The organism is Bernardetia sp. ABR2-2B, assembly GCF_037126435.1.
Taxonomy (GTDB): domain Bacteria; phylum Bacteroidota; class Bacteroidia; order Cytophagales; family Bernardetiaceae; genus Bernardetia.
Map to the genome: position 1 here is coordinate 335,778 of NZ_CP147020.1, position 24,361 is coordinate 360,138.

At 32.0% G+C, this 24,361-nt stretch carries 17 protein-coding genes; 9 read left to right on the forward strand and 8 right to left on the reverse strand.

Features of this window, described 5'->3' with window-relative positions:
- The first annotated feature begins 37 nt into the window (after positions 1 to 37).
- Complete coding sequence (locus WAF17_RS01370; protein WP_338765313.1) at positions 38 to 733, forward strand: TetR/AcrR family transcriptional regulator; 696 nt, start codon at positions 38 to 40, stop codon at positions 731 to 733.
- Positions 734 to 854: 121 nt separating this feature from the next.
- Here WAF17_RS01370 and WAF17_RS01375 read toward each other — a convergent pair whose 3' ends face one another.
- On the reverse strand, positions 855 to 2,369 hold the full coding sequence (locus WAF17_RS01375; RefSeq protein ID WP_338765315.1) for a glycine--tRNA ligase: 1,515 nt from the start codon (positions 2,367 to 2,369) through the stop codon (positions 855 to 857).
- A gap of 231 nt (positions 2,370 to 2,600) precedes the next feature.
- Between WAF17_RS01375 and WAF17_RS01380 the strand changes: the two genes are divergently transcribed.
- Entirely contained in the window at positions 2,601 to 5,897 is a 3,297-nt protein-coding gene (locus WAF17_RS01380) for a two-component regulator propeller domain-containing protein (RefSeq protein ID WP_338765318.1), read from the forward strand.
- Positions 5,898 to 5,946: 49 nt separating this feature from the next.
- Here WAF17_RS01380 and WAF17_RS01385 read toward each other — a convergent pair whose 3' ends face one another.
- Together WAF17_RS01385 and WAF17_RS01390 are read right to left on the reverse strand one after the other, a co-directional pair.
- Positions 5,947 to 7,098 carry a DnaJ domain-containing protein gene (locus WAF17_RS01385; RefSeq protein WP_338765321.1) on the reverse strand — a complete coding sequence of 384 codons (1,152 nt, stop codon included), beginning with the start codon at positions 7,096 to 7,098 and terminating at the stop codon, positions 5,947 to 5,949.
- Between the two features lie 203 nt (positions 7,099 to 7,301).
- Positions 7,302 to 7,718 carry a hypothetical protein gene (locus WAF17_RS01390; RefSeq protein WP_338765324.1) on the reverse strand — a complete coding sequence of 139 codons (417 nt, stop codon included), beginning with the start codon at positions 7,716 to 7,718 and terminating at the stop codon, positions 7,302 to 7,304.
- Between the two features lie 163 nt (positions 7,719 to 7,881).
- On the opposite strand from WAF17_RS01390, the gene WAF17_RS01395 reads away from it, so the two are divergent.
- Genes WAF17_RS01395 through WAF17_RS01405 form a run of 3 tightly spaced genes read left to right on the forward strand, consistent with a single transcriptional unit; the run spans position 7,882 to position 11,255 of the window.
- Positions 7,882 to 9,339, forward strand: a complete 1,458-nt coding sequence (locus WAF17_RS01395; RefSeq protein ID WP_338765327.1) for an SDR family oxidoreductase — start codon at positions 7,882 to 7,884, stop codon at positions 9,337 to 9,339.
- Positions 9,340 to 9,363: 24 nt separating this feature from the next.
- On the forward strand, positions 9,364 to 10,308 hold the full coding sequence (locus WAF17_RS01400; protein ID WP_338765330.1) for a hypothetical protein: 945 nt from the start codon (positions 9,364 to 9,366) through the stop codon (positions 10,306 to 10,308).
- Between the two features lie 11 nt (positions 10,309 to 10,319).
- Entirely contained in the window at positions 10,320 to 11,255 is a 936-nt protein-coding gene (locus WAF17_RS01405; RefSeq protein ID WP_338765333.1) for a hypothetical protein, read from the forward strand.
- Positions 11,256 to 11,267: 12 nt separating this feature from the next.
- On the opposite strand, the gene WAF17_RS01410 is transcribed toward WAF17_RS01405, so the two are convergent.
- From WAF17_RS01410 to polA, 4 genes are all read right to left on the reverse strand, one after another.
- Positions 11,268 to 13,115, reverse strand: coding sequence for an ABC transporter ATP-binding protein (locus tag WAF17_RS01410; RefSeq protein WP_338765335.1), 1,848 nt, complete (start codon positions 13,113 to 13,115; stop codon positions 11,268 to 11,270).
- A gap of 86 nt (positions 13,116 to 13,201) precedes the next feature.
- On the reverse strand, positions 13,202 to 15,202 hold the full coding sequence (locus WAF17_RS01415) for a SpoIIE family protein phosphatase (protein WP_338765336.1): 2,001 nt from the start codon (positions 15,200 to 15,202) through the stop codon (positions 13,202 to 13,204).
- A gap of 147 nt (positions 15,203 to 15,349) precedes the next feature.
- The gene (pdxA, locus tag WAF17_RS01420) at positions 15,350 to 16,525 is read right to left on the reverse strand and encodes a 4-hydroxythreonine-4-phosphate dehydrogenase PdxA (protein ID WP_338765337.1); all 1,176 of its coding nucleotides are present in this window, start codon (positions 16,523 to 16,525) and stop codon (positions 15,350 to 15,352) included.
- Positions 16,526 to 16,604: 79 nt separating this feature from the next.
- Positions 16,605 to 19,607: a DNA polymerase I gene (gene polA / locus WAF17_RS01425; protein ID WP_338765338.1), complete on the reverse strand. Its 3,003-nt coding sequence runs from the start codon at positions 19,605 to 19,607 to the stop codon at positions 16,605 to 16,607.
- A gap of 290 nt (positions 19,608 to 19,897) precedes the next feature.
- Here polA and kdsB point away from each other — a divergent pair, with 290 nt between their 5' ends.
- Positions 19,898 to 20,659 (forward strand): 3-deoxy-manno-octulosonate cytidylyltransferase, encoded by a 762-nt coding sequence (gene kdsB / locus WAF17_RS01430; RefSeq protein WP_338765339.1) that lies wholly within the window; start codon positions 19,898 to 19,900, stop codon positions 20,657 to 20,659.
- Between the two features lie 123 nt (positions 20,660 to 20,782).
- On the forward strand, positions 20,783 to 21,379 hold the full coding sequence (locus tag WAF17_RS01435) for a hypothetical protein (RefSeq protein WP_338765341.1): 597 nt from the start codon (positions 20,783 to 20,785) through the stop codon (positions 21,377 to 21,379).
- Between the two features lie 17 nt (positions 21,380 to 21,396).
- Here WAF17_RS01435 and upp read toward each other — a convergent pair whose 3' ends face one another.
- Positions 21,397 to 22,074, reverse strand: a complete 678-nt coding sequence (upp, locus tag WAF17_RS01440; RefSeq protein WP_338765344.1) for a uracil phosphoribosyltransferase — start codon at positions 22,072 to 22,074, stop codon at positions 21,397 to 21,399.
- A gap of 185 nt (positions 22,075 to 22,259) precedes the next feature.
- Between upp and WAF17_RS01445 the strand changes: the two genes are divergently transcribed.
- Both WAF17_RS01445 and WAF17_RS01450 read left to right on the forward strand, forming a co-directional pair.
- Complete coding sequence (locus tag WAF17_RS01445; RefSeq protein WP_338765347.1) at positions 22,260 to 22,478, forward strand: PspC domain-containing protein; 219 nt, start codon at positions 22,260 to 22,262, stop codon at positions 22,476 to 22,478.
- A 568-nt stretch (positions 22,479 to 23,046) separates the two neighbouring features.
- A complete protein-coding gene (locus WAF17_RS01450; RefSeq protein WP_338765350.1) occupies positions 23,047 to 24,297 on the forward strand; it encodes a S8 family serine peptidase in 1,251 nt (416 codons plus the stop codon).
- The last annotated feature ends 64 nt before the right edge of the window (positions 24,298 to 24,361 follow it).

Genomic DNA, 24,361 nt, shown 5'->3' on the forward strand with positions numbered 1-24,361 from the left:
CTAGTATTAGCAAAATTACCTTTAATCATCAAATATATTGAAAACTCTACTCTCAAAAATACAGATAAAGATAAATGAACGAGTTTATCTTAAAGACCCTGAAAGCTCTGAACTCGGACGCAAAATTGTGCGCCAAAGTATTTTACTTATTGATTCAATAGGACTAGAACACTTTACTTTCAAAAAACTAGCAAAAGAAATTGGCTCAACAGAAGCATCTGTTTATCGTTATTTTGAAAATAAACATAAACTACTCATTTACTTAGTTTCTTGGTATTGGAATTGGATGGAATATCAACTTGTTTTTCAAACGAGTAATTTAGAATCTGCTGAAAAAGCTCTTGAAAAGGCTATTTCTACACTCGCAAAACCTATTGAAGTAGATAATCAGTATGACAATATTGATGCAACAGCTTTACACAGAATTGTAGTTTCAGAATCTGCAAAGGCTTACTTGACAAAAGAGGTAGATAGTGATAATAAGGAAGGCTATTTTGCAAGTTATAAAAGACTTACACACAGAGTGGCTGATATGGTTTTGAAGCTTAACCCAAAATATAAGTTTCCTAATGCGCTCGTTTCTATTATTATGGAAAGTTCACATCAACAGAGTTATTTTGCCAAACATTTGCCTTCACTTACAGAAGTACGAGGAGATGACGACGAAAAAAGTTTGATAGATTTTTTGACTGATTTAGTTTTTAATGCTCTAAAAGTAGAGAGGAAGAAGTAAAAAAAACAAAAACAAAAATTCTCAACTACTTAAATAAATAGTTGAGAATTTTTGACTATTGGTGTCGTTTCGCTAAAACACTGACAACGGCGTAATTTTTGAAAATTGTTTTCTTAAAATCTTAAACCAATTTCTCCAAAATTCTACTCATAGAACATTCATAAAGTAGTTTTGCTTTTAGTTCTGAAATTGGAATACGGATTTGCTCCATTGTATCACGATAACGAAGTGTAACGGTATTATCTTCTAAAGTATCATGGTCGACGGTAACACAAAATGGCGTTCCGACAACATCCTGACGAGCATAACGCTTTCCAATAGAAGCACTTTCTTCATAAAATGTTTCTAAATCCAAGCTAAGTTCCTTCAAGATTTCTTTTGCTTTGTCTGGTAATCCATCTTTTTTGGTAAGAGGAAAAACAGCTACTTTTGTAGGTGCAAGTGGGGCAGGAAAAGAAAGGAAAATACGTTTTTCTACATTTCCTTTTTCATTTGTAGATTCAATTTCTTGATAGGCATTGCTCATCACAGAAAGAAAAAGACGGTCAAGACCGATAGAAGTTTCAATTACATAAGGAACATAATTTTCCTTTGCTTGTGCATCGTGGAAACGTAATTTTTTCTTAGAAAACTCTTCGTGTTGCTTCAAGTCAAAGTCTGTACGAGAATGAATACCTTCCATTTCTTTCCAGCCAATTGGATAATTAAATTCTATATCTTCGGCTGCATCAGCGTAGTGAGCTAATTTGTCATGAACGTGAAAACGAAGTTTTTCGGCTGGTGTTCCGATAGCCAAATGCCATTGATGACGATTTTCCTTCCATTTATCAAACCACTCTTTCTGTGTCCCTGGTTTGATAAAAAATTGCATTTCCATTTGTGTAAACTCACGCATACGCATAATAAACTGACGAGCTACGATTTCATTTCTAAAGGCTTTACCTACCTGTGCAATACCAAAAGGAGGTGCAAGACGGCTTGTTTTTTGGACATTTAGATAATTTACAAAAATACCTTGTGCTGTTTCTGGGCGTAAATAAACCTCATTAGATTCTGTATCAACAGAACCAATTTGAGTAGAAAACATTAAGTTAAATTGTCTTACTTCTGTCCAATTAGCAGTGCCAGAAATCTCACAAACAATATTTTCTTCAACAATCAAATTATGAACACCTTCTAAATCTTCTTTCTTCAAAAAGTCATTCATTTTATCTACTAAGGCTTGTCCTTTTTCCTTATCGCCTTCTTTTTCGTACTGCTCTGCTCTGTTTTCGATAAGTTGGTCGGCACGATAACGCTTCTGAGAATCTTTGTTATCAATCATTGGGTCATTAAAACCCTCAATATGTCCTGATGCTTGCCACGTTGTTGGGTGCATAAAAATAGCTGCATCAATCCCAACAATATTATCGTTTAGACGTGTCATGGCAAGCCACCAAGCTTGTTGTAAATTGTTGCGAAGGGCAGAGCCATTTTGTCCGTAATCATAAACAGCTTGTAAACCATCATAGATTTCAGATGATTGAAATACAAAGCCATATTCTTTACAATGTGATATTATTTTTTGAAAAATTTCATTTTCAGGATTTTTTGAGTTTCCCTTTTTTTTCTTGTTTTGCTTTTTTGTGCTTTCCATGAAAGTCCTTTAATATATTATAATTGATTTTTTTTGAATAATAGGCAAAGATAAGGATTCTATATCAAATGATTTTAAGGAAAAGAAAAGAAAACTTACTAATTTTTAAAAGCAGAAAGTTCTTTCAAATGATTTTTTTCATAATTTATCGAAAACCTCCTTAACAACGTACATTTTTTACAAAATAATTTATATCTTAGAGTACCAAAAATTTACCTAATAATTGTATTCATGAATTTTCTTTCATCAAAAACACTGCTGTTTTTTAGTAGTTGTGTTTGTGTTTTCTTGTTTTACTTTTCTTTTTCACACGCTCAAACACCTCATTTTCGCACTTATACGATACAAGAAGGTTTGCCACAAAGCTCTGTTTATTCTCTTCTTTTGGATAATCAATCCAAGCTTTGGATAGGAACACAAGGAGGAGTAGCCTCTTTTGATGGACAAAATTTCACTACTTATACACAAAAAGAAGGGCTAGGAGATAATCACGTAACTACGGTTTATCAAGACAATGATAATCAGATTTGGGTTGGACATCGCTATACAGGAATTTCTCTCAAAAAAGGAAATCAATTTGTAAATTTTGCAGCCGATACGATAAAAATTGTAAACTCAATCTTACGAACAGAAGAAGACAAACTTTGGGTAGCAACCAATACAGGACTTTTTTTGCTTAATGCTTCTTCTGGAGAGTTAATTTCTCATCATTTTCAAAATAATTTTATTAATCAGATTTTTATAGAAAATGATAAAGTATTTATTGTAGGTACAAATGGGCTACACACATTAAATACTACCAGCTCAACTCCAACACTTGATTCACTTCTTTCTCCTTTAAATCTTAACTCACAAGCAGCAGGGTTTTCAGATGTCAAGTTTATAAATAAAAATACACTTTGGGTAGCTACAGGAAATGAGCTATTCAAGATTTCATTAGAATCAGCTCAAAATGCAACAATACTAGAAAAATATACTGTCAATGAAACTCCTGTTTTAAATGGCATTAATTCCTTGAAATTAGCCAATGACAATAGTCTTTGGGTAGCAACTGCAACGGGTGCTGTTCATATAAAAGACAAAAAAATAGAAACTTTTACTACTCAAAATGGACTCGCAGGAGGTCAAGTACCTACTATCGAACAAGACCATGAAGGACAGATTTGGATAGGGACATTTTATGGAAAAGGACTTTCATTATTTTTAGGGCGTTATTTCGAACGCCTCAATCAAGCCGAAGACGAAATTGTACTGGCTACCACTACGGATAATCAAGGAGGAGTTTGGACAGGAACTCTCAAGGGTGTTTTTCGATATACTTTTATAAATGAAACGCAAAGTAATATTTCAAATATAGAGCAAATAAAACCTTTTTCAGCTACCCCAAATGCAACAGTTGCCTCACTTTATACAGATTCAAGAGGTTTAGTTTGGATAGGTGCAAAAGGAAAATTAGCGAGTTATGACCCTCAAAAAAAACAAATTTTGGACTATTCGAAATTGATAAATACAGGTGCAATGATAGTTTCGATTAATGAAGACAAAGAAAGTAATATTTGGATTTCAGCTTTTGAACAAAAATGTATTCGCTTAACTATGGAAGGACAAAAAGCTATTTCTAAAGATGATTTTACGACTAATGAAGGACTTGTCAGTAATGTAATTTGGAAATTATATAAAGATAAAAAAGGAGATTTGTGGTTTGGAAGCAACGATAATGGACTTTCTCGTTATGATGGCACTGATTTTTATTCTCTTACAGAAAATGAAGGCTTACCTAATAATCGCCCTGCTGCCATTACTGAAGATACAGACGGAAACTTATGGTTTGCAAGTATTGGAGGAGGAATTTTTAAGTACGATGGAAAAGATTTTAAAGTTTACACAACGAAAGAGGGTATTACTTCAGACAATCCTTATTTAATTATTGGAGATGGTGTGGGTAATATTTGGATAGGAACAAACGATGGTGTGAATAAAATTAATCCAAAGACAGATGAAATAAAAAAGTATAGCTTCAAAGAAGGTTTTATAGGAATGGAAACCAATCAAAACTCTGTTCATAAAGATAAAAACGGTAATCTTTGGTTCGGTACAATCAATGGACTCATGAAATGTAACCCTACTTTACTTGAAAAAAACAACACTCCTCCACCTATTTTTTTAGAAAATACACAATTATTTTTGAGAGATACTATTCAAATCAGTAATCAAGAATTACCTTATGATAAAAATTATTTGACTTTTAATTTTATAGGAGTTAGTTACAAAAACCCGACAGGTTTGCGTTATCAATTTCGTTTGAAAGGCTTTGATGCAGAATGGTCGCCTCCAACAAGTGCAAATGTAGCTACTTATACAAGTTTGCCTCATGGGAAGTATGAGTTTGAAGCTCGTGCAATTAATGCTGATGGAGTGCTTTCTCAAGAACTTGCAACTACATCATTTGTAATTAGCCCTGCTTTTTGGAATCGCCTTTGGTTTCAAGTTTTGGCTGGTATTGTTGTTTGTCTGTTTGTTTGGGGAGGGCATAATTTACGTATGCGAAAAATAAAAAATGACAAACTGCATTTAGAAAAAATAGTAGAAATACGTACAGAAGAAATAAATGCTCAAAAAGAAGAAATTGAAGCGACAAATGGCTCTTTAGTAGAAAGGAATGCTGAGATAATGCAACAAAAAGAAGAGATTTTGGCACAGCGAGATGATATTAGTTTACAAGCCGAACAACTTTCAACCATTTATTTAGAGGCCGATAAACAGAATAAAAAAATTAGTCAGAGTATAAGATATGCACAGCGTATCCAACAAGCTATGCTACCTTCAAAAAAGCTTTTATCCAAACTTCTACCTAATCATTTTGTTTATTATCAACCCAAAGATATAGTAAGTGGAGATGCATATTGGGTCGGTAAAACAGAAGGAAAAACACTTATTGCTGCTATCGATTGTACAGGGCATGGCGTACCAGGTGCAATTATGGCAATGGCTGCTAACTCTGCACTTATTCAAATCGTAGAAGCTGAAAGAAAGTGGCAGCCAAATGAAGTTTTGAGCCGATTGCATACACTTATTTGTCAGAACTTATCACAGTCGGAAAATAATATTAAAGATGGAATGGATATTATTTTGTGTGCTTTTGATGATAAAAATGAAAACCAAGAAATATATTTTGCAGGTGCAAAACGTCCTTTGATTTATGTTCAGAATGGAAAAGTTGGCTCTATAAAAGGCAACCGTCATTCTATTGGAGGTAGAGAAGAAAATATAGAATTTACATTGCATACTATGCCTTTGACTTCTGATACTACGTTTTATCTTACTTCTGATGGTTATCAAGACCAATTTGGAGGAAAAGAAAATAAAAAGTTAGGAAGACACAATTTTTATGAAATGATTAAAGAAGTTGCTTCTCAACCTTTAGACAAACAGCAAGAATACTTTACTGATTTTATGGAAAAATGGAAAGAAGAAGGAAATGAAGACCAAATTGATGACCAACTTATTTTAGGTTTTAAGTGGAGTTGATTGAAGTTTGATTTGGTTTGAGATACTCCCCTATTTCTTCCTCTTAATTTTATTTACAATATTTATTTAAAGGGTTTTTAGCTTCTTCACTTCCATAACTAAGAGCAATTTTCCAACTCTCACAGGCATTTTGTTTGTCTTTTGTTTTTTCATTATCTGATATTGGTTTTTCCCAGAAGTAAAACCCTTTGTAATACCATAAATACGGGTTTTTTGGGTTGATTTCTATAGCCTTATTCAAAAGCTCTCCCATAGCTTTATAATCTTTTGTTTTGTGTTTGGCAACAGCTTTTCCAATATATGGCTCTACTAATTTAGGTTCTTTTTCAATGATTTTGTCAAAATATAAACTTGCTTTATCATAATCTTTAATTTTTTCAAGATACAAATCAGCAATATTCATAAGTATGGTTTGGTTATAATCTCCCAAAGCTCCAACTATTTTATACTCTTCAATAGCTAGATAATATTCATTCATAAAAAAATAAGTTTCAGCTAGTGTATTGTGATATTTCAACCTAGTTTCTTTATCGTCTTTTTCTGTATATGAAAGAGCTGTTTTGAAATAATGAATAGCGTCAGGATAGTCATTTTTATATTTTACTTCTATAATCCCTAATAAGTAATTTATTTCTGCATCTTTTTCTTTTTGTGTTGCTGCTTCTTCTAGTGCATTTTTAGCTGTGGCAAAATCTCCTAAGTCTATTGCAGTTTTTGCTTCTTCTATGTAAGTAGAATAAGAGTAATTTGTCATTACATTCATCAAAAAATATGCTACGACAAACATTGCAGCAAATCCTAGAACGATATATAATTCTGTTTTTCCAAATTCGAAAGTAGGTTGCTTTTTTTTAGTAGTTGGTCTTCTTTGATAGGTATAACCTGCATTCCTTTGTGTATTTTGATTGGAAGAAGAAGATTCTGAATAATTTCCACTTGATGTATATTGCTTATAATACTGCTGTCTTCTAGCGTGTTCGAAGGCTAATTCATTATCATATCTCGTTTTTTTGAAGGGGTCAGAAAGAACTTGATAAGCTTCATTTATTAATTTGAATCGTTCTTCTGCTAACTTTGCTTCCTCTATACTTCCTGCATTTCGATCGGGGTGAAATTTTAAAGCCTGTTTTTTATAGGCAGTCTTTATTTCTTGTGAAGTTGCTGTTTTTGTGATTTCTAATAAATCGTAGTAATTATTCATACTTTGCTTAATCTGTTTTCAATAGGAATTATACATCTTAAACTTACGTATTTTTTTTCGTTAGCAGCTAAAAGAAACTATCTATTAATAGGTTTTTAACAAAAAAAATGCTCTTATAAAATGAATGAAGTATATCTCTAAAACTATCACTCTACAAACTCTAACAGAGTAGAATCAAAAGACTATTTTATTTTTTGATATAACTAAGCAACCATTAGCTCTTCCTCTAACAACTCCTCTACTTTTTGTCTTGCATCTTCCTTACTAGCTACAATAAAAACAGGACTTGCATACGGTTTTATCATAAAGATAGCTTTCAAAACAGTTCTTTGTATAAAAGAAGGAGCTATAAAAACTGCTGCAATCGCCTTTTGAGCAGTATGTTTTTTGTTTTTTTCTAAATATTTACCTTGCATAATTCTATATTTAACAGGTAAATAAGATGCTTTTGTTGTATCCAAAATAGAAATATAACGTTCTGGCTGGGTTGCAATCTTCTCCATTTCTGCTAAATAAGCTGTAAAATTTTCATCCGTCGCTTTTGTACCAGTAAGCTCTACTTGTATGAGTGGTGGAAACTCTGAATAGTCAAATATTCCAAAAGGTATTTTATCTTCCATTTTACTTATTGTATGTGTTTGTTTTTATTTTACCAACAGTTTGTGTTTCTAATTTATTGTTTCTTGGTCATTTTTAATAAATAAACTTTTGTTATCTCTTAGAGTTTACACATTTAAAGATATTTTAGGCGTTTTTTCCAAAAAAAGATAATAATCACTATTTATGCATATTTTATTAACAGGTTCTACAGGTTATATCGGTCGCAGATTACTTCCCATTCTCGTACAGTCTGGGCATTCCGTAACTTGTTTGGTTAGAGATGTTAGGCGTTTTGATTTAGAAGATTTTGATGAGGAGTTTATGCAGAATGTACAGCTTGTAGAGGTTGATTTGATGGATGTAGAAAGTTTGGACAAACTGCCCAAGGATATTGACGCAGCATATTATTTCGTTCATGGAATGTCCACTTCTTATGGTTCTTTTACAGAAGTAGAAAAAGACATGGCTATTAATTTTGCAGAGTATATTTCAACTACACAAGCTAAACAAATCATTTATTTGAGTGGGATTTCTAATGATGATGAATTATCAGCACATCTTCAATCCAGAAAACTTACTGAATCTTATTTAAAAAAATCTGGTGTACCTGTAACTGTTTTGAGAGCAGCTATAATTATTGGCTCTGGCAGTGCTTCTTTTGAAATAATTAGGGATTTGGTAGAGAAATTACCTGTTATGGTCGCTCCTAAATGGATAAAAACTAAATGTCAGCCTATTGCAATACGAGATGTTATTTATTATTTGGAGGCAATTTTACTCAAAGAAGATAGCTTTAATAGAATTTTTGATATTGGAGGACCTAATATTCTGACTTATAAGGAAATGATGATGCAATATGCCGAAGTTAGAAACTTGAATAGAAGTCTGTTTACTATCCCCCTTCTTACGCCTCGTCTTTCTTCTTACTGGCTTTATTTTGTTACTTCTACTTCCTATAATTTAGCTAGAAGTTTGGTTGATAGTATGCACCACGACGTTGTTTGTGAGCATAAAGGTATAAATGAAATTGTTCCACGAGAGCTACTTTCTTACAAAGAAGCATTAGAAAAAGCCTTTCAAAAAATTGCTCAAAGTGAAGTGGTTTCAAGTTGGAAAGATACACTTTCAGGGCCTATTGAGAAAAACTTTTTGGATTTTGTTCAAGTTCCTACTTATGGTTGCCTTACGGATAAAAGAAGGTATGATTTTGCAAGAAATCCTAGAGAAGTAATTGATAATATTTGGGCAATTGGAGATAAGAGAGGGTGGTATTATGGAACGTGGCTTTGGAAACTAAGAGGTTTTTTGGATAAGTTAGTGGGTGGAGTAGGCTTGAGGCGTGGTAGAAGAGATGCCAAAAAACTCAAAGCAGGTGATGCACTTGATTTTTGGAGAGTTTTGTTGGCAGACCGTCAGAATGGAAGGTTACTTTTGTATGCTGAAATGAAACTCCCTGGTGAAGCTTGGTTGGAGTTTCAAATTAAGGAAAAAGAAGGAAAGAATATATTAATCCAAAATGCTACTTTTCGTCCTTTAGGGCTTTGGGGACGATTATATTGGTATTTGGTATTGCCTCTTCATAGTTTTGTCTTCCCTGGAATGGCTAAGGGAATTATTTCATACCAAGAAAAAACAGTTTAATATTATCAATTTATACTTCCAAATATGAAATTACTTTTTTGTGTCTATTTGAGTGTTTTATTTTTTAGTTTGTTTTCTTGTCAGAATGATAAAAGAGTAGAAAATGAAAATTCTCTTTCCATTCAAAGAGAGAAATCAAAATTAGTTGTAGAATATAGAATATTGAGTAATGTAAAATATCTTGAAGATAGAAATTGCATAGAAAAACTGGCTTCATGCAAAAATCCAAAAGCAGAAGTTCGTTTTCTTTTTCCAAAAAACATTTCTGAACTGGGTTTAGATACAGCCTACCAAGAAGATTCTTATTTTATTCACCAGTTAGGTGTTTTTAATAAACCTATCTTTAATGAAGATGAAAATTACAGAATTTATGTTATGACTTTTGATTATATGGTTTCTCTAGTAGTTTTTGAAGATAAAAGGACTAAAAATAGGACTTTTACTATTACAGGAAAGGCAAAAGGAATATTTTGGATAAATAGTTCTTATTGGATTGTTGGAAATGATTGTCATATGGGTTGTTCAATGAGTATAGAAAGAATAAAAGACCCAAAATTATTAAAACCTACAAAAGAGCAAAACTTAGATTCTTTGAGAAAACAACTACAAAGATTACCTTATGAGGAAAAAATGAAAATTGTAAGACAAGAAGGAGACGAGTTGTTATTTTCTGCTAATGATACCTTGTATAATGGTATTGGTAAAAAATTATCTGGTTTTATTCCTTATCAAAATTCAATGATTTTGGTTTTTGAACAATACAAATCAAATAAATACAGATTTATTCAAGTAAATGAGGATAAGAGTGTAGAACATATTGATAGTTTAGTCAATGGAAAGTTTGATACAAGACAGTTTTCTGAGGATGATATGATTACTATTCTACCCAAAAATCAAAGCTTAATTTCACTTTGTCAGACTATTTTTAAAATTGAAAATGATACACTTTTTGTTTATTCTTTAAGATAAATAGAATACTTATGAAAAATACAATTTATGTGGTTTTAGCTGTTTTAATACTATTTTCTATCAGTTCTTGTCAAAATAAAAAACAAGAAAATAAACTCAAAAAGCCAAAAATAACTATTGAACATAGAAAAATAGAAGATTTTAAGGGTTATAATGAAAAAGAATATTGTTTCGAATTAGTAACAAGAGATAGAATCTATTTTGCTCAAATAAAGGATAATAAATTACTAGATACAACTAGAACTGAAAATTATTTTCAGCCTTATTTTACATTTAATTCAAATGATAAACCCTTAGAAGGAGAAGATGAGAGTTATAAAATAGAAGTCATTCCTTATGATTATGGTGGTAATTCTTTGGTGATTTTTGAGGACAAAAAAACAGGCATTTTTTATTATACAATTATGAATAAACCCCTAGGGATTTATTATTTGGAGGATTCATACTGGATAATTGGAATGAATTGTCATCTTGGTTGTTATTTTTCCATAAAGAGAATTGAAAATCCTAAAATGCTTACTTCAAATACTAATTTTGATTCTTTGATTAGTCAAGTATATAGAAATTCACACGAAGAAATGATGAAAGTATATGAAAAAGCTGAAAATATATTTTCCTGTGATGATTTAAATCATCATTTACTTGGTTTTATTCCTTACAAAAATTCAATGATTCTATTTTTGACAGCACCAAAAGAAGACAAAAAATTGAATGAATATAGAAAAGAATATAATCTCTCTCCTGCACCTTCTAGAACAGAATATTTTACCATTCAAGTGCATCAAGATAAAAGTATAGATACACTTGAAAATAGTTTTGAGGGAACAATGTTTGGAATGCCTTATGATGGTTGCACTATTCTCCCAAAAAATCAAAATAGCATTTCGTTTTGTGAAGTAGTTTTGGAAATTGAAAACGATACACTTTTTGTTTATTCTTTAGAGTAGAAAATACAAATACTACATCATCTGCATTTCTACCAACTTAGAATATACACCTTGTTTTTCTATTAAATTTTGGTGTGTTCCTATTTCAACGACTTGTCCTTCATTGATTACTACAATCTTGTCTGCGTGTTGAATAGTGCTTAACCTATGAGCAATCACAAGTGTCGTTCTTCCTTCCATTAATTTATAAAGAGCCTCTTGTACGAGCTGTTCGGATTCAGAATCTAGGGCAGAAGTAGCTTCATCTAAAATCAAGATAGCAGGGTTTTTCAAAACAGCTCTTGCAATACTGATGCGCTGACGTTGTCCTCCTGAAAGTTTGCTTCCTCTATCTCCAATATTAGTCTGATAACCTTCTTCTGAATTGATAATAAAATCGTGTGCATTGGCTATTTTAGCAGCCTTTTCTACTTCTTCTTGTGTTGCTGTTTCTATTCCAAAAGCAATATTATTAAAAATTGTATCATTAAATAAAATAGCTTCTTGGGTAACAATCCCCATTTGAGAACGCAAAGAATAGAGAGTCCATTCATTTAATGAACGATTATCTAATAAAATTTCTCCTTGCTGTGGTTCATAAAAACGAGCTGCCAAATCTGCCAGTGTAGATTTTCCTCCTCCTGACATTCCTACTAAAGCAACTATTTCTCCTTTGTTTATGGTTAGGTTTATCCCATCTAAAACTTTTTTCTCTGTGATTCCTTCTTCTTCTTTACTGATTTTATAAGAAAAATGAAGATCTTTTATTTCTATTTTATCCGAAAATTGTTTTAGTTCTTTTGCATCAGGAAGGTCATTAATAGAAGTTTGAATATCCAACACTTCAAAAACTCTTTTTCCTGCAATGATTCCCCTTTGTAGGTTAGTAATGAGTGTGGACATATCTTTTATAGGAGGAATAATTTGAGAAAAGACAGCAATATAAACGAGAAAAGTTCCAGCAGTTATCTGTTCTGTCAAAACCATATTTCCACCATATAATAATAAAACTGCAATGGTAGCGACTCCTAAAAACTCAGAAATAGGTGCAGATATATCTCTTTTATTATCATAAGAGGTTCTAGAAGAACGGTAAAGTTCATTTAATTTTTCAAATCTTGAAAGAATAAAATTTTGTGCATTAAAAGCACTTACAATCTTTATTCCTGATAAGAGTTCATCTAACATAGACAACATATCACCTAATACAGTCTGAGATATATCACTACTTTTACGAAGTTTACGGGAAATAAGGGCAATGATTCCACCAGAAATAGGTAAAAATATAAATGCAAATAAAGTGAGTTCCCAAGACCAATAAACAAGCAAAATAAAATAAACTATAAAGGTAAGAGGAGCACGAATCAAAACCTTAAATTCGTTGTACACCCAAACTTCTACTTCTCTAGCATCATTTGAAAAACGAGACATCAAATCCCCTTTTCGCTCCTGTGAAAAATAACCCACATTCAAAGAAAGTATATTTTTAAAAAGTTGATTTTGAAGTTTTACGGTTGCTTTCAAACGAACAGTATTGACAATAAATAACGCTAAATAACGAAATATATTAGATAAGAAAACGGTAAGAACCAATACTTTACAAACAAAGTAAAGAGCTTCCATTTTTCCTTCTTCAATTATTATTTTATAAAAATAATAATTGAAAATATCTTCAAAATAAGTCAATGACCAAGAAAATGTAGGTACTGCTACAGCAATTTTTGTAGGTGTTTCATCTAAAAAAAGAATTTTTAAAAGAGGAGCTAGAAGTGTAAAATTAATTGCTCCAAAAATAATTGCTAATATAGAAACCAAAATATAAAAAGGCACAAAAGACCGAAAAGGTCGCATAAAGCCCATTAATCGCCAAATCACTTTCATCAGTTATCAGTTATCAGTTAAATTCATTTAATTAAAATGATTTTTTATTTTCATTCTCTCGTTCCTCGCTCCAAATTCCTATTTCCTTAATTCAACTTTATTCCTATCATCATTATATCATCAGTTTGGTCATTATTTGCTTGCCATTTTTCTAACTGATTTTCTAGATGAATTTTTTGTTTTTCTAAAGGCATTTTATGAGTTTGAGTAAGCATATTATATAAACGTTTGCTCATAAATTTTTTATCATTCTTTCCTCCAAACTGGTCTTGAAATCCATCAGAACTAATATAAAGTGTATCTCCTGTTTGATAATGAATAGTGATGTCTTCAAATTTACGTTTTATTTTTACTTCGTGTCCACCAATAGGTAACGAACTTGCTTTGAAACGATTAAACTCTCCATCTTTATCCACGTAAAGTAAAGGTTGTTTTGCTCCTGCATAAGTCAGTGTTTTTTCGCTAGTATTGATACGGCAAAGTGCAATATCCATTCCGTCTTGTACATTACTTTTTTGTTGATGTAAATAATGAATCAAACGGCGATGTAATTCTATAAGCATTTCAGCAGGAGAGCGAGTTCCAGCACGAGAATTAAAAATATCATTGAGTAAAGAATTACAAAGAATTGTCATGAAAGCTCCTGGTATTCCATGTCCTGTACAGTCTGCTAAAGCAACATAAAACTCTCCTTGACGCTGCTCAAACCAATAACAATCCCCACTTACAATATCTCTAGGACGATCTATTATGAAATAATCATTTAACTCTTCAAAAATAGTAGTTGTATTGACCTGCATAGCATCTTGAATACGACGAGCATAGTTTATACTTTCAGTAAGAGTAGTATTTGTGTTATTTATTATAGTTGCTTGTTTAGACATTTGCTCATAAACAGAACGAATTTCATCATTTTGATTGCGTAACCTAGTAATTGTTTTCTTTTTAATTTGTGTTCTATAAATAAACAAACCACCTACTAAGAAAGCTATTAAAGCAATTGCTGAAATAAGATAAAGTGTTAAGTTTTTGTTTTTACTCTCTTCTTTTAGTAATTCATTTTCTCTCTCTTTTCGTTCAGACTCGTAATACGTTTGCATATTCGAAACTTGATGCCTACGGCTAATATTAGAAAGACTATCATTCATAGCTACTGCAAGAGACTGATTTTCGAAGGCTTTTTTATAATTTCCTGCTTTAAAGTAGATTTCCCTTAATGCTTCATATCCATTTCTTGCAAGAGCTGCATAATGAAATTTTTGAGCCAATTCAACGCTTTTTTCTGCTGTATTGATGGCTTTTGAAATCTCTCCTTTAGCAGAATAAATCTCTCCCATTTTTAGCATATTGACAGTATTACCATAATTATCATTCAATCTTTCTGTAATTTCTGTACTTTTAGTAATATATGAAGTAGCTTTCCCTAATTCCTCTTTTTTCAGATGTGCATCTGCTAGATTGGAAAACAGTTTGTACAACAAATCATCATTTTCTAATTTTTTGGCAATGACTACTCCTTGCTCTAATGATTCAATAGCTTCGTCAAAACGTTTGAGATAAATATGACTGATTCCTTTCAGATTTAAGGCACTTGCCAACCCATATTGAGAACCTAATATTCTCCATAGTTTTTCTTCTTTTAAAGCATATTCATAAGACTGTCTAAAATCTCTCATCAGAAGATAAGTAACAGCAATTTTGTGCAGAGCATCAGTTTGCAAAGAGTCATTTTTTATTTCTTCTGATGTGCTAAGACCTCTGAGAAGCAAAGTAAGGGCAAAATCTGATTCTCCTTTATTTCGGTGTAATGCACCTGCTTGTATAGAGGCTTGTGCAATTAGCTTTTTATCTCTTAATTCTGTGGCGTTCTTTACTGCCTTTGTTGCATACTCCAAAGCTTTATCAGAATCTCTCAATTGCGTTCGATAGAACTCTGAAACTTTTAGTAGTAAGTTTACCTTTTTAGTTTTTTTAGCTTTATCTAGTTGTGTTATTAAAAGTTCTATTTCTTTCTTTTTTTTGCCTGTTGTATTTGTAGCTTTTTGAGAAATACTATCTAATTCAGATTGAGGATAGCTGAAAGGCATAGAAAAAAAGTAGCAACTAAAGGCTAAAATAAAAAATGAGAATATAGAAAAACTAAAACTTGATACTTCTCTTATCATAAAAAATGGAATTGATTTTTATTCCTAATTTGATAGATTTTTTTTGTTTAAAAATAAAGGTACAAAAAATTAATTTCTATTCCTTCTACGTTCTTCTTTGCGTCTTTGTTTTTGCTGATTTTTTTCTTGGCTAGTTCTCTCAAAATCCATTCTACTTTTAACAGTATCAATTGCTAAAAATAAAGCATTCCGAAACGAACTTTCGTCGGCTATATTTTTTCCTGCAATTCCATAGGCTGTTCCATGGTCTGGAGAAGTTCTAACAACAGGCAAACCAGCTGTAAAGTTTATTCCCTCATTAAAGGCAAGTGTTTTGAACGGAATAAGTCCTTGGTCGTGATACATTGCCAAAATACCATCAAATTTTTCATATTCTTTTGCTCCAAAAAAACCATCAGAAGGAAAAGCTCCATAAACCAACTGTTTTTTTTGTCGAAATTTTTCTATAACAGGTAGAATAATATCTTTTTCTTCACTTCCTAAAAGTCCGTTTTCCCCTGCATGTGGATTAAGTCCTAGTAGAGCAACTTTTGGCTTTGAAATCCCAAAATCTTGCTCTAAAGAATGCAACATCAAGCTAAGTTTGCTCGTGATTTTTTCGGCTGTAACAGCAGTAGGAATGTCTTTTAATGGAATATGACCCGTAACAACTCCGACACGTAAATTCTCATGAACCAAAAACATCAAGCTATCTTTTATCTTCTCTACACTAAATTTTTCAGTCAAATATTCAGTATGACCAGGAAAATTAAATGTTTCGGATTGAATATTATCTTTATTAATCGGCGCAGTAACAAGGGCATCAATCCAACCTTCTTGCATGGCTTTTGTTGCTCCTTCCAAAGCTGCTAAAGCACATGCACCAGCTTCTGTTGTAACTTTTCCAGCCTCTACTTCGATTTTTGCAGAACTACAATTTACAATGTTTATTTTTTGGGTATGAATAGAATTAGCTAAATTTTCATCATCTATAAAATGCTGTTGAAATGTAAAATCTATATTTAATAATTTTTTATAATGAGAAAAAGCTCTAGCTGCACCAAAAATAACAGGAACACAAAGTTCTAAAACTCTAGAATCTGTAAGTGTCTTTAAGATTACTTCTATGCCAATACCATTAAAATCACCCATAGAAATACCTATTTTTGGGCGAAAACGTTTTGGGCGTTCTTTTTTTTGAAAGTTGTCTCTACCTTCTGAATCAGATTCGAAAGGATAATAAGATTTTGAATTTTCGTTTTCCAATTTTATATCTTGAATAAAGTGAGTAATTTCTTTTTACAAAAATAGTAAACTATTTAGTTAATTATTTTCAATTAAAAGATTAATGTGCCTCCAACCAACTTTGTCCTACTCCAGCTTCTACATCCAAAGGAACATCAATTTGATAGGTCTTGCTCATAATCTCCATTATTTTCGGTTTAATAGTTTCTAGCTCCTCTTTAGGAACATCAAAAACAAGTTCGTCATGCACTTGCAAAATCATTTTTGTTTTTAGATTATTTTCCTCTAAGTATTCCTGTACTTTTACCATTGCTAGTTTGATAATATCGGCTGCTGTTCCTTGTATCGGCATATTTACAGCATTGCGTTCTGCAAAACCTCGCTGTGTTCTGTTTCTTGAATTTATATCACGAAGTGGTCGTTTTCTTCCCAAAAGTGTTTGTACTTCTTCGTTATCTCTAGCTTCATTGACAATCTTATCCATATAATTTTTGATAGAAGAAAATTCTTCAAAATAAGAATCGATGAGCTTTTTGGCTTCTGAAATCTTGATATTCAAACGCTGACCTAACCCCATTGCCGAAACGCCATAAATAATTCCAAAGTTGGCTGTCTTGGCAGAACGTCTCATTTCTAGAGTTACTTCATCTAATTCTACTTTAAAAATCTTAGCTGCCGTAGCTGTGTGAATATCTCTTTTGTTTTTGAATGCCTCAATCATTGTTGGGTCTTGTGCAAAAGAAGCCATCAGACGAAGCTCAATTTGAGAATAATCTATTGCCAAAAGTACGTGGTTTTCGTCAGACGGAACAAAGGCTTTTCTTACCTCTCTCCCTCTTGCTGTTCGGATAGGAATATTTTGAAGGTTTGGATTGGTAGAACTAAGTCTCCCTGTAACCGTAACGGCTTGGTTAAACGAAGTATGAATTTTATTATCTTTAGGAGAAAGGAGTAAAGGCAAAGCATCAACATAAGTAGATTTGAGTTTTTGAAGTCCACGATAATCCAAAATATGAGCTGCAATTGGATGTTTTTCAGCAAGTTTTACCAAAATGCTTTCATCCGTTTTGTACTGTTTACTTTTGGCAGTCAGTTTTGGTTTTGGTGTAAGGTCTAATTTATTCTCATCAAAAAGAATTTCTCCCATTTGTTTTGGCGAGGCAATATTAAACTCTTCTCCTGCTATTTCGTAAATTTTCTTTTCTAAAATCTCAACTTCCTTTCCTAATTCTTCTGAAAATTCTCCTAAGGCTTCTGTATCTATATTCATTCCGTTCATTTCAATTTTTGCCAACACCGAAATAAGTGGAATTTCTATATCATAAAAAACAGATTTTAATCCTTTATTTTCTTCCTTGTCTAATTCTTGAGCTAATTTTTCTTTTAATCTAAGCGTAATATCAGCATCTTCGGCTGCATAATTTAGAATCTCTTTTGGCTCAAAATCTGCCATTATTTTGGCTTTTTTGCCAGTTCCTACGATTTCAGAATACGAAATAGTTTTGTAATTGAGAATAGTCTGCGCTAGATAATCCATATTGTGGCGAAGCTCTGGCTCTAGAAGATAATGCGCCAACATTGTATCAAAAAACTCTCCTTTTAGCTCAATTCCATACTTATAAAAAATCTGATAATCGTATTTTATATTCTGTCCTATCTTTACAATTTTTGGGTTTTCTAAAACAGGTCTAAACTCATTTAAAACTTCTTTTCGCTCTTCCTCACTTCCCAAAACTGGAATATAAAAGGCTTCAAATTCTTTATAGGAAACCGAAAAGCCGACAATATTTGCTTCTATTACATCTAAACTATCTGTTTCTGTATCGACAGAAATTTCATCTTGAAGCAAAAGAAATTCTATCAAATGTTCTCGTTTTGCTTTTGTATCAATTAAATGATAATCGTGTTTTGTAGTAAGTAGTGTTGATAATTTTTGAGGAGTTTCTGACTGACTGGTTTGAGTTTGAACAGGTTTTGAAACTGGTTTTGTATTTGTTTCTAATTTCTTTAATTCCTCTTCACTAAAGATAAAAGGTAACTGTTCTAAGGCTACTTTAGCTTCCTCTGGAGTTACATTTGACTTCTTAACGGCTGTTTGAGCAGGTTTTGGATTGCCAAACAAATCCATTTGGTCAGTTGGCGATTTACTGCTTTTTGAAGTGGTAGTTTTTGGAGCAAAAGATTTTGGAGATTCTTCATTCAGAATTTTTCGTTTTAATGTTCTGAATTCTAGCTCATCAAAAAGTTCTGATAAAAGTCCTCTATTTTCGTTTGTAATTTCTTTTACGTCATCATATTCTAATGCTTCTGCATCAAATTCTATCGGAACATCAATTTTGATAGTTGCTAATTGTTTGGACAAAAGCCCTTGCTCTGCAAAATTGATTACATTTTCTTTTTGTTTTCCTTTAAGTTTATCCGAATTTTCAATAATTCCTTCTACGCTATCGTATAATTTTAAAAGTTTGATAGCTGTCTTTTCTCCAATCCCTGGAATCCCTGGAATATTATCGGAGGCATCTCCTTGAAGCCCCAAAATATCGGTAAGTTGCATTGGATTTTTGAGTTCCCAACGCTCACAAACTTCTTTTACGCCCCAAATTGCAGCAGGATTTCGTCCTGCATACGCAACTTTGTAGAAAAATATATTTTCTTCCACAAGCTGTGCGTAATCTTTATCAATCGTAACCATATAGACTTCAAATCCTTCCTTAGCTGCTGCCTTGGCAATTGTTCCGACAATATCATCAGCTTCAAAACCATCCATTTTCAAGATAGGAATGTTCAGACCTTCCAAAAGACGATTAATATACGGTTTTGAAAGCGTAATCGCTTCTGGCTGCTTTTCTCGGTGTGCTTTGTAGGCTTCAAACTGTTCGTGGCGAAAGGTAGGCTTTGATGTATCGAAGGCAATGCCAATATGTGTAGGTTTTTCGTTTTGGAGAACATCCCAAATAGAATTAGTAAAACCTAAAACTGCTCCTGTATCTATTCCTGTTGAGGTAATTCTTGGGTTTCTGCTAAAAGCAAAGTGCGCTCTATAAATAAGAGCCATTGCATCAAGAAGAAATAATTTTTTGGGAGCGTCTGGATTAGAAAGCATTGCAGTTATCAGTTATCTAGTGAGCAGTTACTAGTGAATTTTTAGTAAACAGTTAAATGTATTTGTATTTTGTATTGAACTTTTAAGTCAGCGAAGTTAAAATGTCTTGCCTTTTCCTAAATGGTCTTTTCAAAAGTAAATACAAAAATAGCTTTAAAATTTTAGTTTTGGTAATGATTTAATTATTCTTCGTACGTCCGTTTGTAAAACACAGGAAATAAGAATACTTTTTTTGAAACAAAATTAATAAGTTTGCAATAACTTTCTACATCTAACACTACATCTTTTTTATGAAAATTATTGCTATTATCCCTGCTCGTTATGCTTCTAGTCGTTTTCCTGCTAAAGTTTTGACTGATATTAATGGTAAAACAATGATTGAACGTGTTTTTAATCAAGCCAAAAAAGCAGAAAAATTAAGTGATGTTTTTATTGCAACTGATAATCAGCTTGTTTTTGATAAAGCAAAAGAATTTACTCAAAATGTTTTGATGACAGATTCTAATCATATTTCTGGAACAGATAGAATTGCAGAAGCAGCTCTTATTTTAGAAAAAGACAACATAGAATTTGATTTTATAATCAATATTCAAGGTGATGAACCTTTTATTCAACCTAAACAAATTGATAGTTTAGCAGAAATTTTGATAAAAAATAAAGAGGTACAATTAGCTACTCTAGTAAGTCTGATAAAGGATTCAGAAACACTTTTTGATACAAATGTAGTGAAGGTAGTTTTTGATGAAGCTTATAAAGCAATTTATTTTAGTAGAAACCCTATTCCTTTTGTCAGAAATGAAGATAAAAATCAAAAAGATGCTTGGCTTTCAGCACATACATTTTATCGTCATATAGGAATGTATGCTTATCAAAAACAGGTTTTACAGCAAATTACGAAGCTAAAACCTTCAAAACTAGAGTTAGCAGAATCTTTAGAACAATTGAGATGGATAGAAAACGGCTTCTCTGTTCAAGTAGTTATTACTCCTTTTGAAAGCATAGGAATTGATACACCAGAAGATTTGAAAAAAGCAATTTCTAGTAAAAACTAAAATGAAGTTACAGTCAGAATAAAAATAATATTTTAAAAGAGATGTAAAAAAAAGCAACGTTTTGTGAGTTTTTAACGTATTGACTTTAAAAACAAACCTATTCTAATTTTTATTACTTTTATTATGTCTAATCTACTGACTGTCAGACTCTTTTTTGTGCTGTTTGCCTATGCAGCAGTTACTTCTGTACAGGCTCGTGTTTCACAAATGAACTTTGATGAAAACAACCAAAACCCTACGGGAATTACTTCTATAAAAAAGCTGCAAGAACCTTCTACAACTATTATTGATACTGTGGCATTAATAGATGAACTGATTTCGCCAAGTTGGGTTTTTCATCAGCGTACTGCCGATGAATGGCTTACTTATTACCCAAATGCTGAAATTGAGCGCACTCCTATTGAAAATGTTCATAATACTTCAAAGACAGATACGGTAATTGAAGTTACGACAGAAAAAACACACTTGCGTTTTTATCGTGCAGATGAGAAAGACCTTTTATTAGAAGCAAAAGTTAGTTTTGAACCTTTATCTATTGGAGAAGGTCTTTCTATGGGAATGAATAAGAGAGATTTTATGCGCTGTTTTTCAGAAACAGAAGAAGGAATGAAGCAAAATGTAGTTGTAGTGGTAATGGATGAAGAAGAAACAAACTATTATTTCTTCACTTTTGAGCAAAATGTTTTAGTAGCTGTTCATTATGAAGGAATCATCGATTAAAACTAAACAAACACTTTCTATACCTTTTCTCCAAAAGATAAATCTCCTGCGTCTCCCAAACCAGGTACAATATATGATTTTTTATCTAGCTTTTCGTCTATATCACCAATCCACAAATTAGCTTTTGGCAACTCCGTTTGTACATTCTTTATTCCTTCTTCACTAGCGATAACAGAAGCAATATGCAACTCTTTAGGCATTCCTTTCTGTTTAGAAAGTTCTTGATAAGTTTTGATGAGGGATTTTCCTGTGGCAAGCATTGGGTCAATCAGAATCACAGTTTTATTTTCTAAATTTGGACAAGCAGTATAGAGTAAATCTATATCAAAATCATACTGATTCAGCTTATTTTGTAAATCTTGTTTATACTCTCCTCTATAAGCACCAACAAAACCACTATCCGACTGTTCGAAAAATTCAGCAAAGCCTTCGTAAAGGGGCAAACCTGCACGAAGAATAGGAATCAGAACAGGAAACTCTGTTAGTTTTTTTGTTTGTTTTGCTCCTAAGCCTGTTTGTAAAGTTATATCTTGATAATCAAGTTTTTTTGAAATCTCGTAAGCCAATAAATAGCCTATTTTTTTTAAATTTTGACGAAAATTTCCTTTATGAGCTTGTAAATTAGTATCTCTCAAATTGCTCATAAAATAATGGGCAAGAGAAGAACTTTCTGTAAGACTAAAAACTGTATTCATTGTTTTGGAGTAGTTTTTTGATGAAATAAAAATATCTTTGAAGGATTATAAAAAAACAATTTTTGTTAAATTACACTTATAAATTTGAATTACCCTTTATCTTGGTTTACGATACGACCTACTATTTTCAGAAGGAAAGCTAAATTAGAACAATTTTACTCAAAATGCTTAAAACTTATACGATAATGAAAAAACTACTTTATTTTTTTGAAAAAAATGCTTTTGGTGTTTGTGCCAAAATAGGTGAACGTTTAGGTATTTCCTCTGAAAGTATTCGCCTTTCTTTTATATATGTTTCTTTCATTACTTTTGGGTCTCCTATTTTTCTCTATTTAGTTCTTGCTTTTTGGATGAAAATGAAGGCACACTTACGGAGATATAGACAGATAATCAGAGGTTTATAAGCCATTTTGATTAAATAAATCAGTAAAAACGAATCTAAGTACATAAATTATTAGGAAACTATTTTTTTAACAAAATAGTGGAAAGTATATCAAAATAGTATTTTTTAAAGTTTAGATGATTCGTTATAAATCTCATTAATTCAAAAATTATTATCCATAAAAACTAAAAACTGTTTTAGATATATTCTAAAACAGTTTTTTTTGTAAAAAAGATAAATTAGTTAATCTAATTAACAAAAAAAGTGTTTCACTTTTCGAATTTTACATTTTCTAAATAAAAAAAATGAAATTATTTCGGTTTTATTAATGTTATTTTATGATTTTGTGTTTTTACTTTTATGCAGAATAAAATTTTGACTTTTTAAATATATTAAGTATAAAATTTTTTATTAGATTTTTTTAATAGAATTTTATTTTTATAAAAATCATTTTTTACGTTGTTAGAATAATGCAATAGTTGTAAAAAGGTCATGTACTATTTGGAATTGTCAAACAGAATTATCTACTTGCAAATGTTTTAGACGCAAAACATAACACAAGTCTAATCCCCTTTACAACTAATATTATTATGTCAAAATTCAATTTATCAAGAAAATTCATCCTCGGCTTAGGTCTTGCAGGTTCATTAACTTTTTTCGGCTGTGAAACAGTTGAACAACAGGCAATGGTAGAATTAGAAGAAAAAACAGATGTAGTAAGCTCTGAAGAGTTTATTCAAAATCAATTTATTGTAGTCCTTAAAGACGGTACTTTCGGACAAAAATTAGGTAAAGTTTCTGCTGCTCCTATAATGGACAGATCAGCTAACTTAAAAAATTACGAAGCGACACAAGCATCTCTAAAAGGTGAAGTGAGTAATATGGTAGCAGAATTTGGTGTAGCACCAGAAGCTATTGAGTTTGTTTATGGTAACGCACTTTTAGGTTTTGCAGGTACTTTTACTAGCGAACAAATCAATGCTCTCAAAAATGATTCTCGTGTAGATTATGTAGAGCAAGACCAAGTGATGCGTATCACAGATGGAGACAAAGGTAAAAACACAGTATCAAGAACAGAAGCACAATCTACTCCTTGGGGAATTTCTCGTGTAGGATATGGAAACTATGCAGGTGGTGCTCGTTGGGCTTGGGTTATTGACTCTGGTATTGATGGAAATCATTCAGATTTAACAGTAGACACGCAGTTTAGTCGTTCTTTCGTGAATGGATATTCTGGAACGCAAGATGGTAATGGACATGGAACACACGTAGCAGGTACAATTGCAGCTAAAGATAACAACATTGGTGTTGTTGGTGTAGCAGCAGGTGCAACTGTAGTTTCTTGTCGTGTATTTGCTGGAAGCAGTGGGTCTAACTCAGCAGTTATTTCAGCAGTAGATTATGTACGAGCAAGTGCTTATGCTGATGATGTTGCAAATATGAGCCTTGGTGGTGGACGTTCTACTACTTTGGATAATGCTGTAAAAAATGCAGCTAATGCAGGAGTTTATATGGTTTTAGCAGCAGGAAATGAAGCTCAAAACACATTAAATGTATCTCCAGGTCGTGTTAATGGAAACCGTATTACAACTGTTTCTGCAATGGACATTAACAGTCGCTTTGCTAACTTCTCAAACTATGGTACACCAGTTGATGTTTGTGCACCAGGTGTAAATATCAATTCTACTTGGACAGGTGGTGGATACCGTTCTATTAGTGGTACTTCAATGGCAACTCCTCACATAGCTGGTATTAGACTTATCAATGGTGGTCCTGTTTATATCCAAGGATATGTTCAGAATGATCCTGATGGAGATGCTGACCCAATTGGTAGAAAATAATCGAATATTAGAAATCAAGTAAATTAATCTTGATTGAATAGATAGAAGATGAAAACCTATTTCT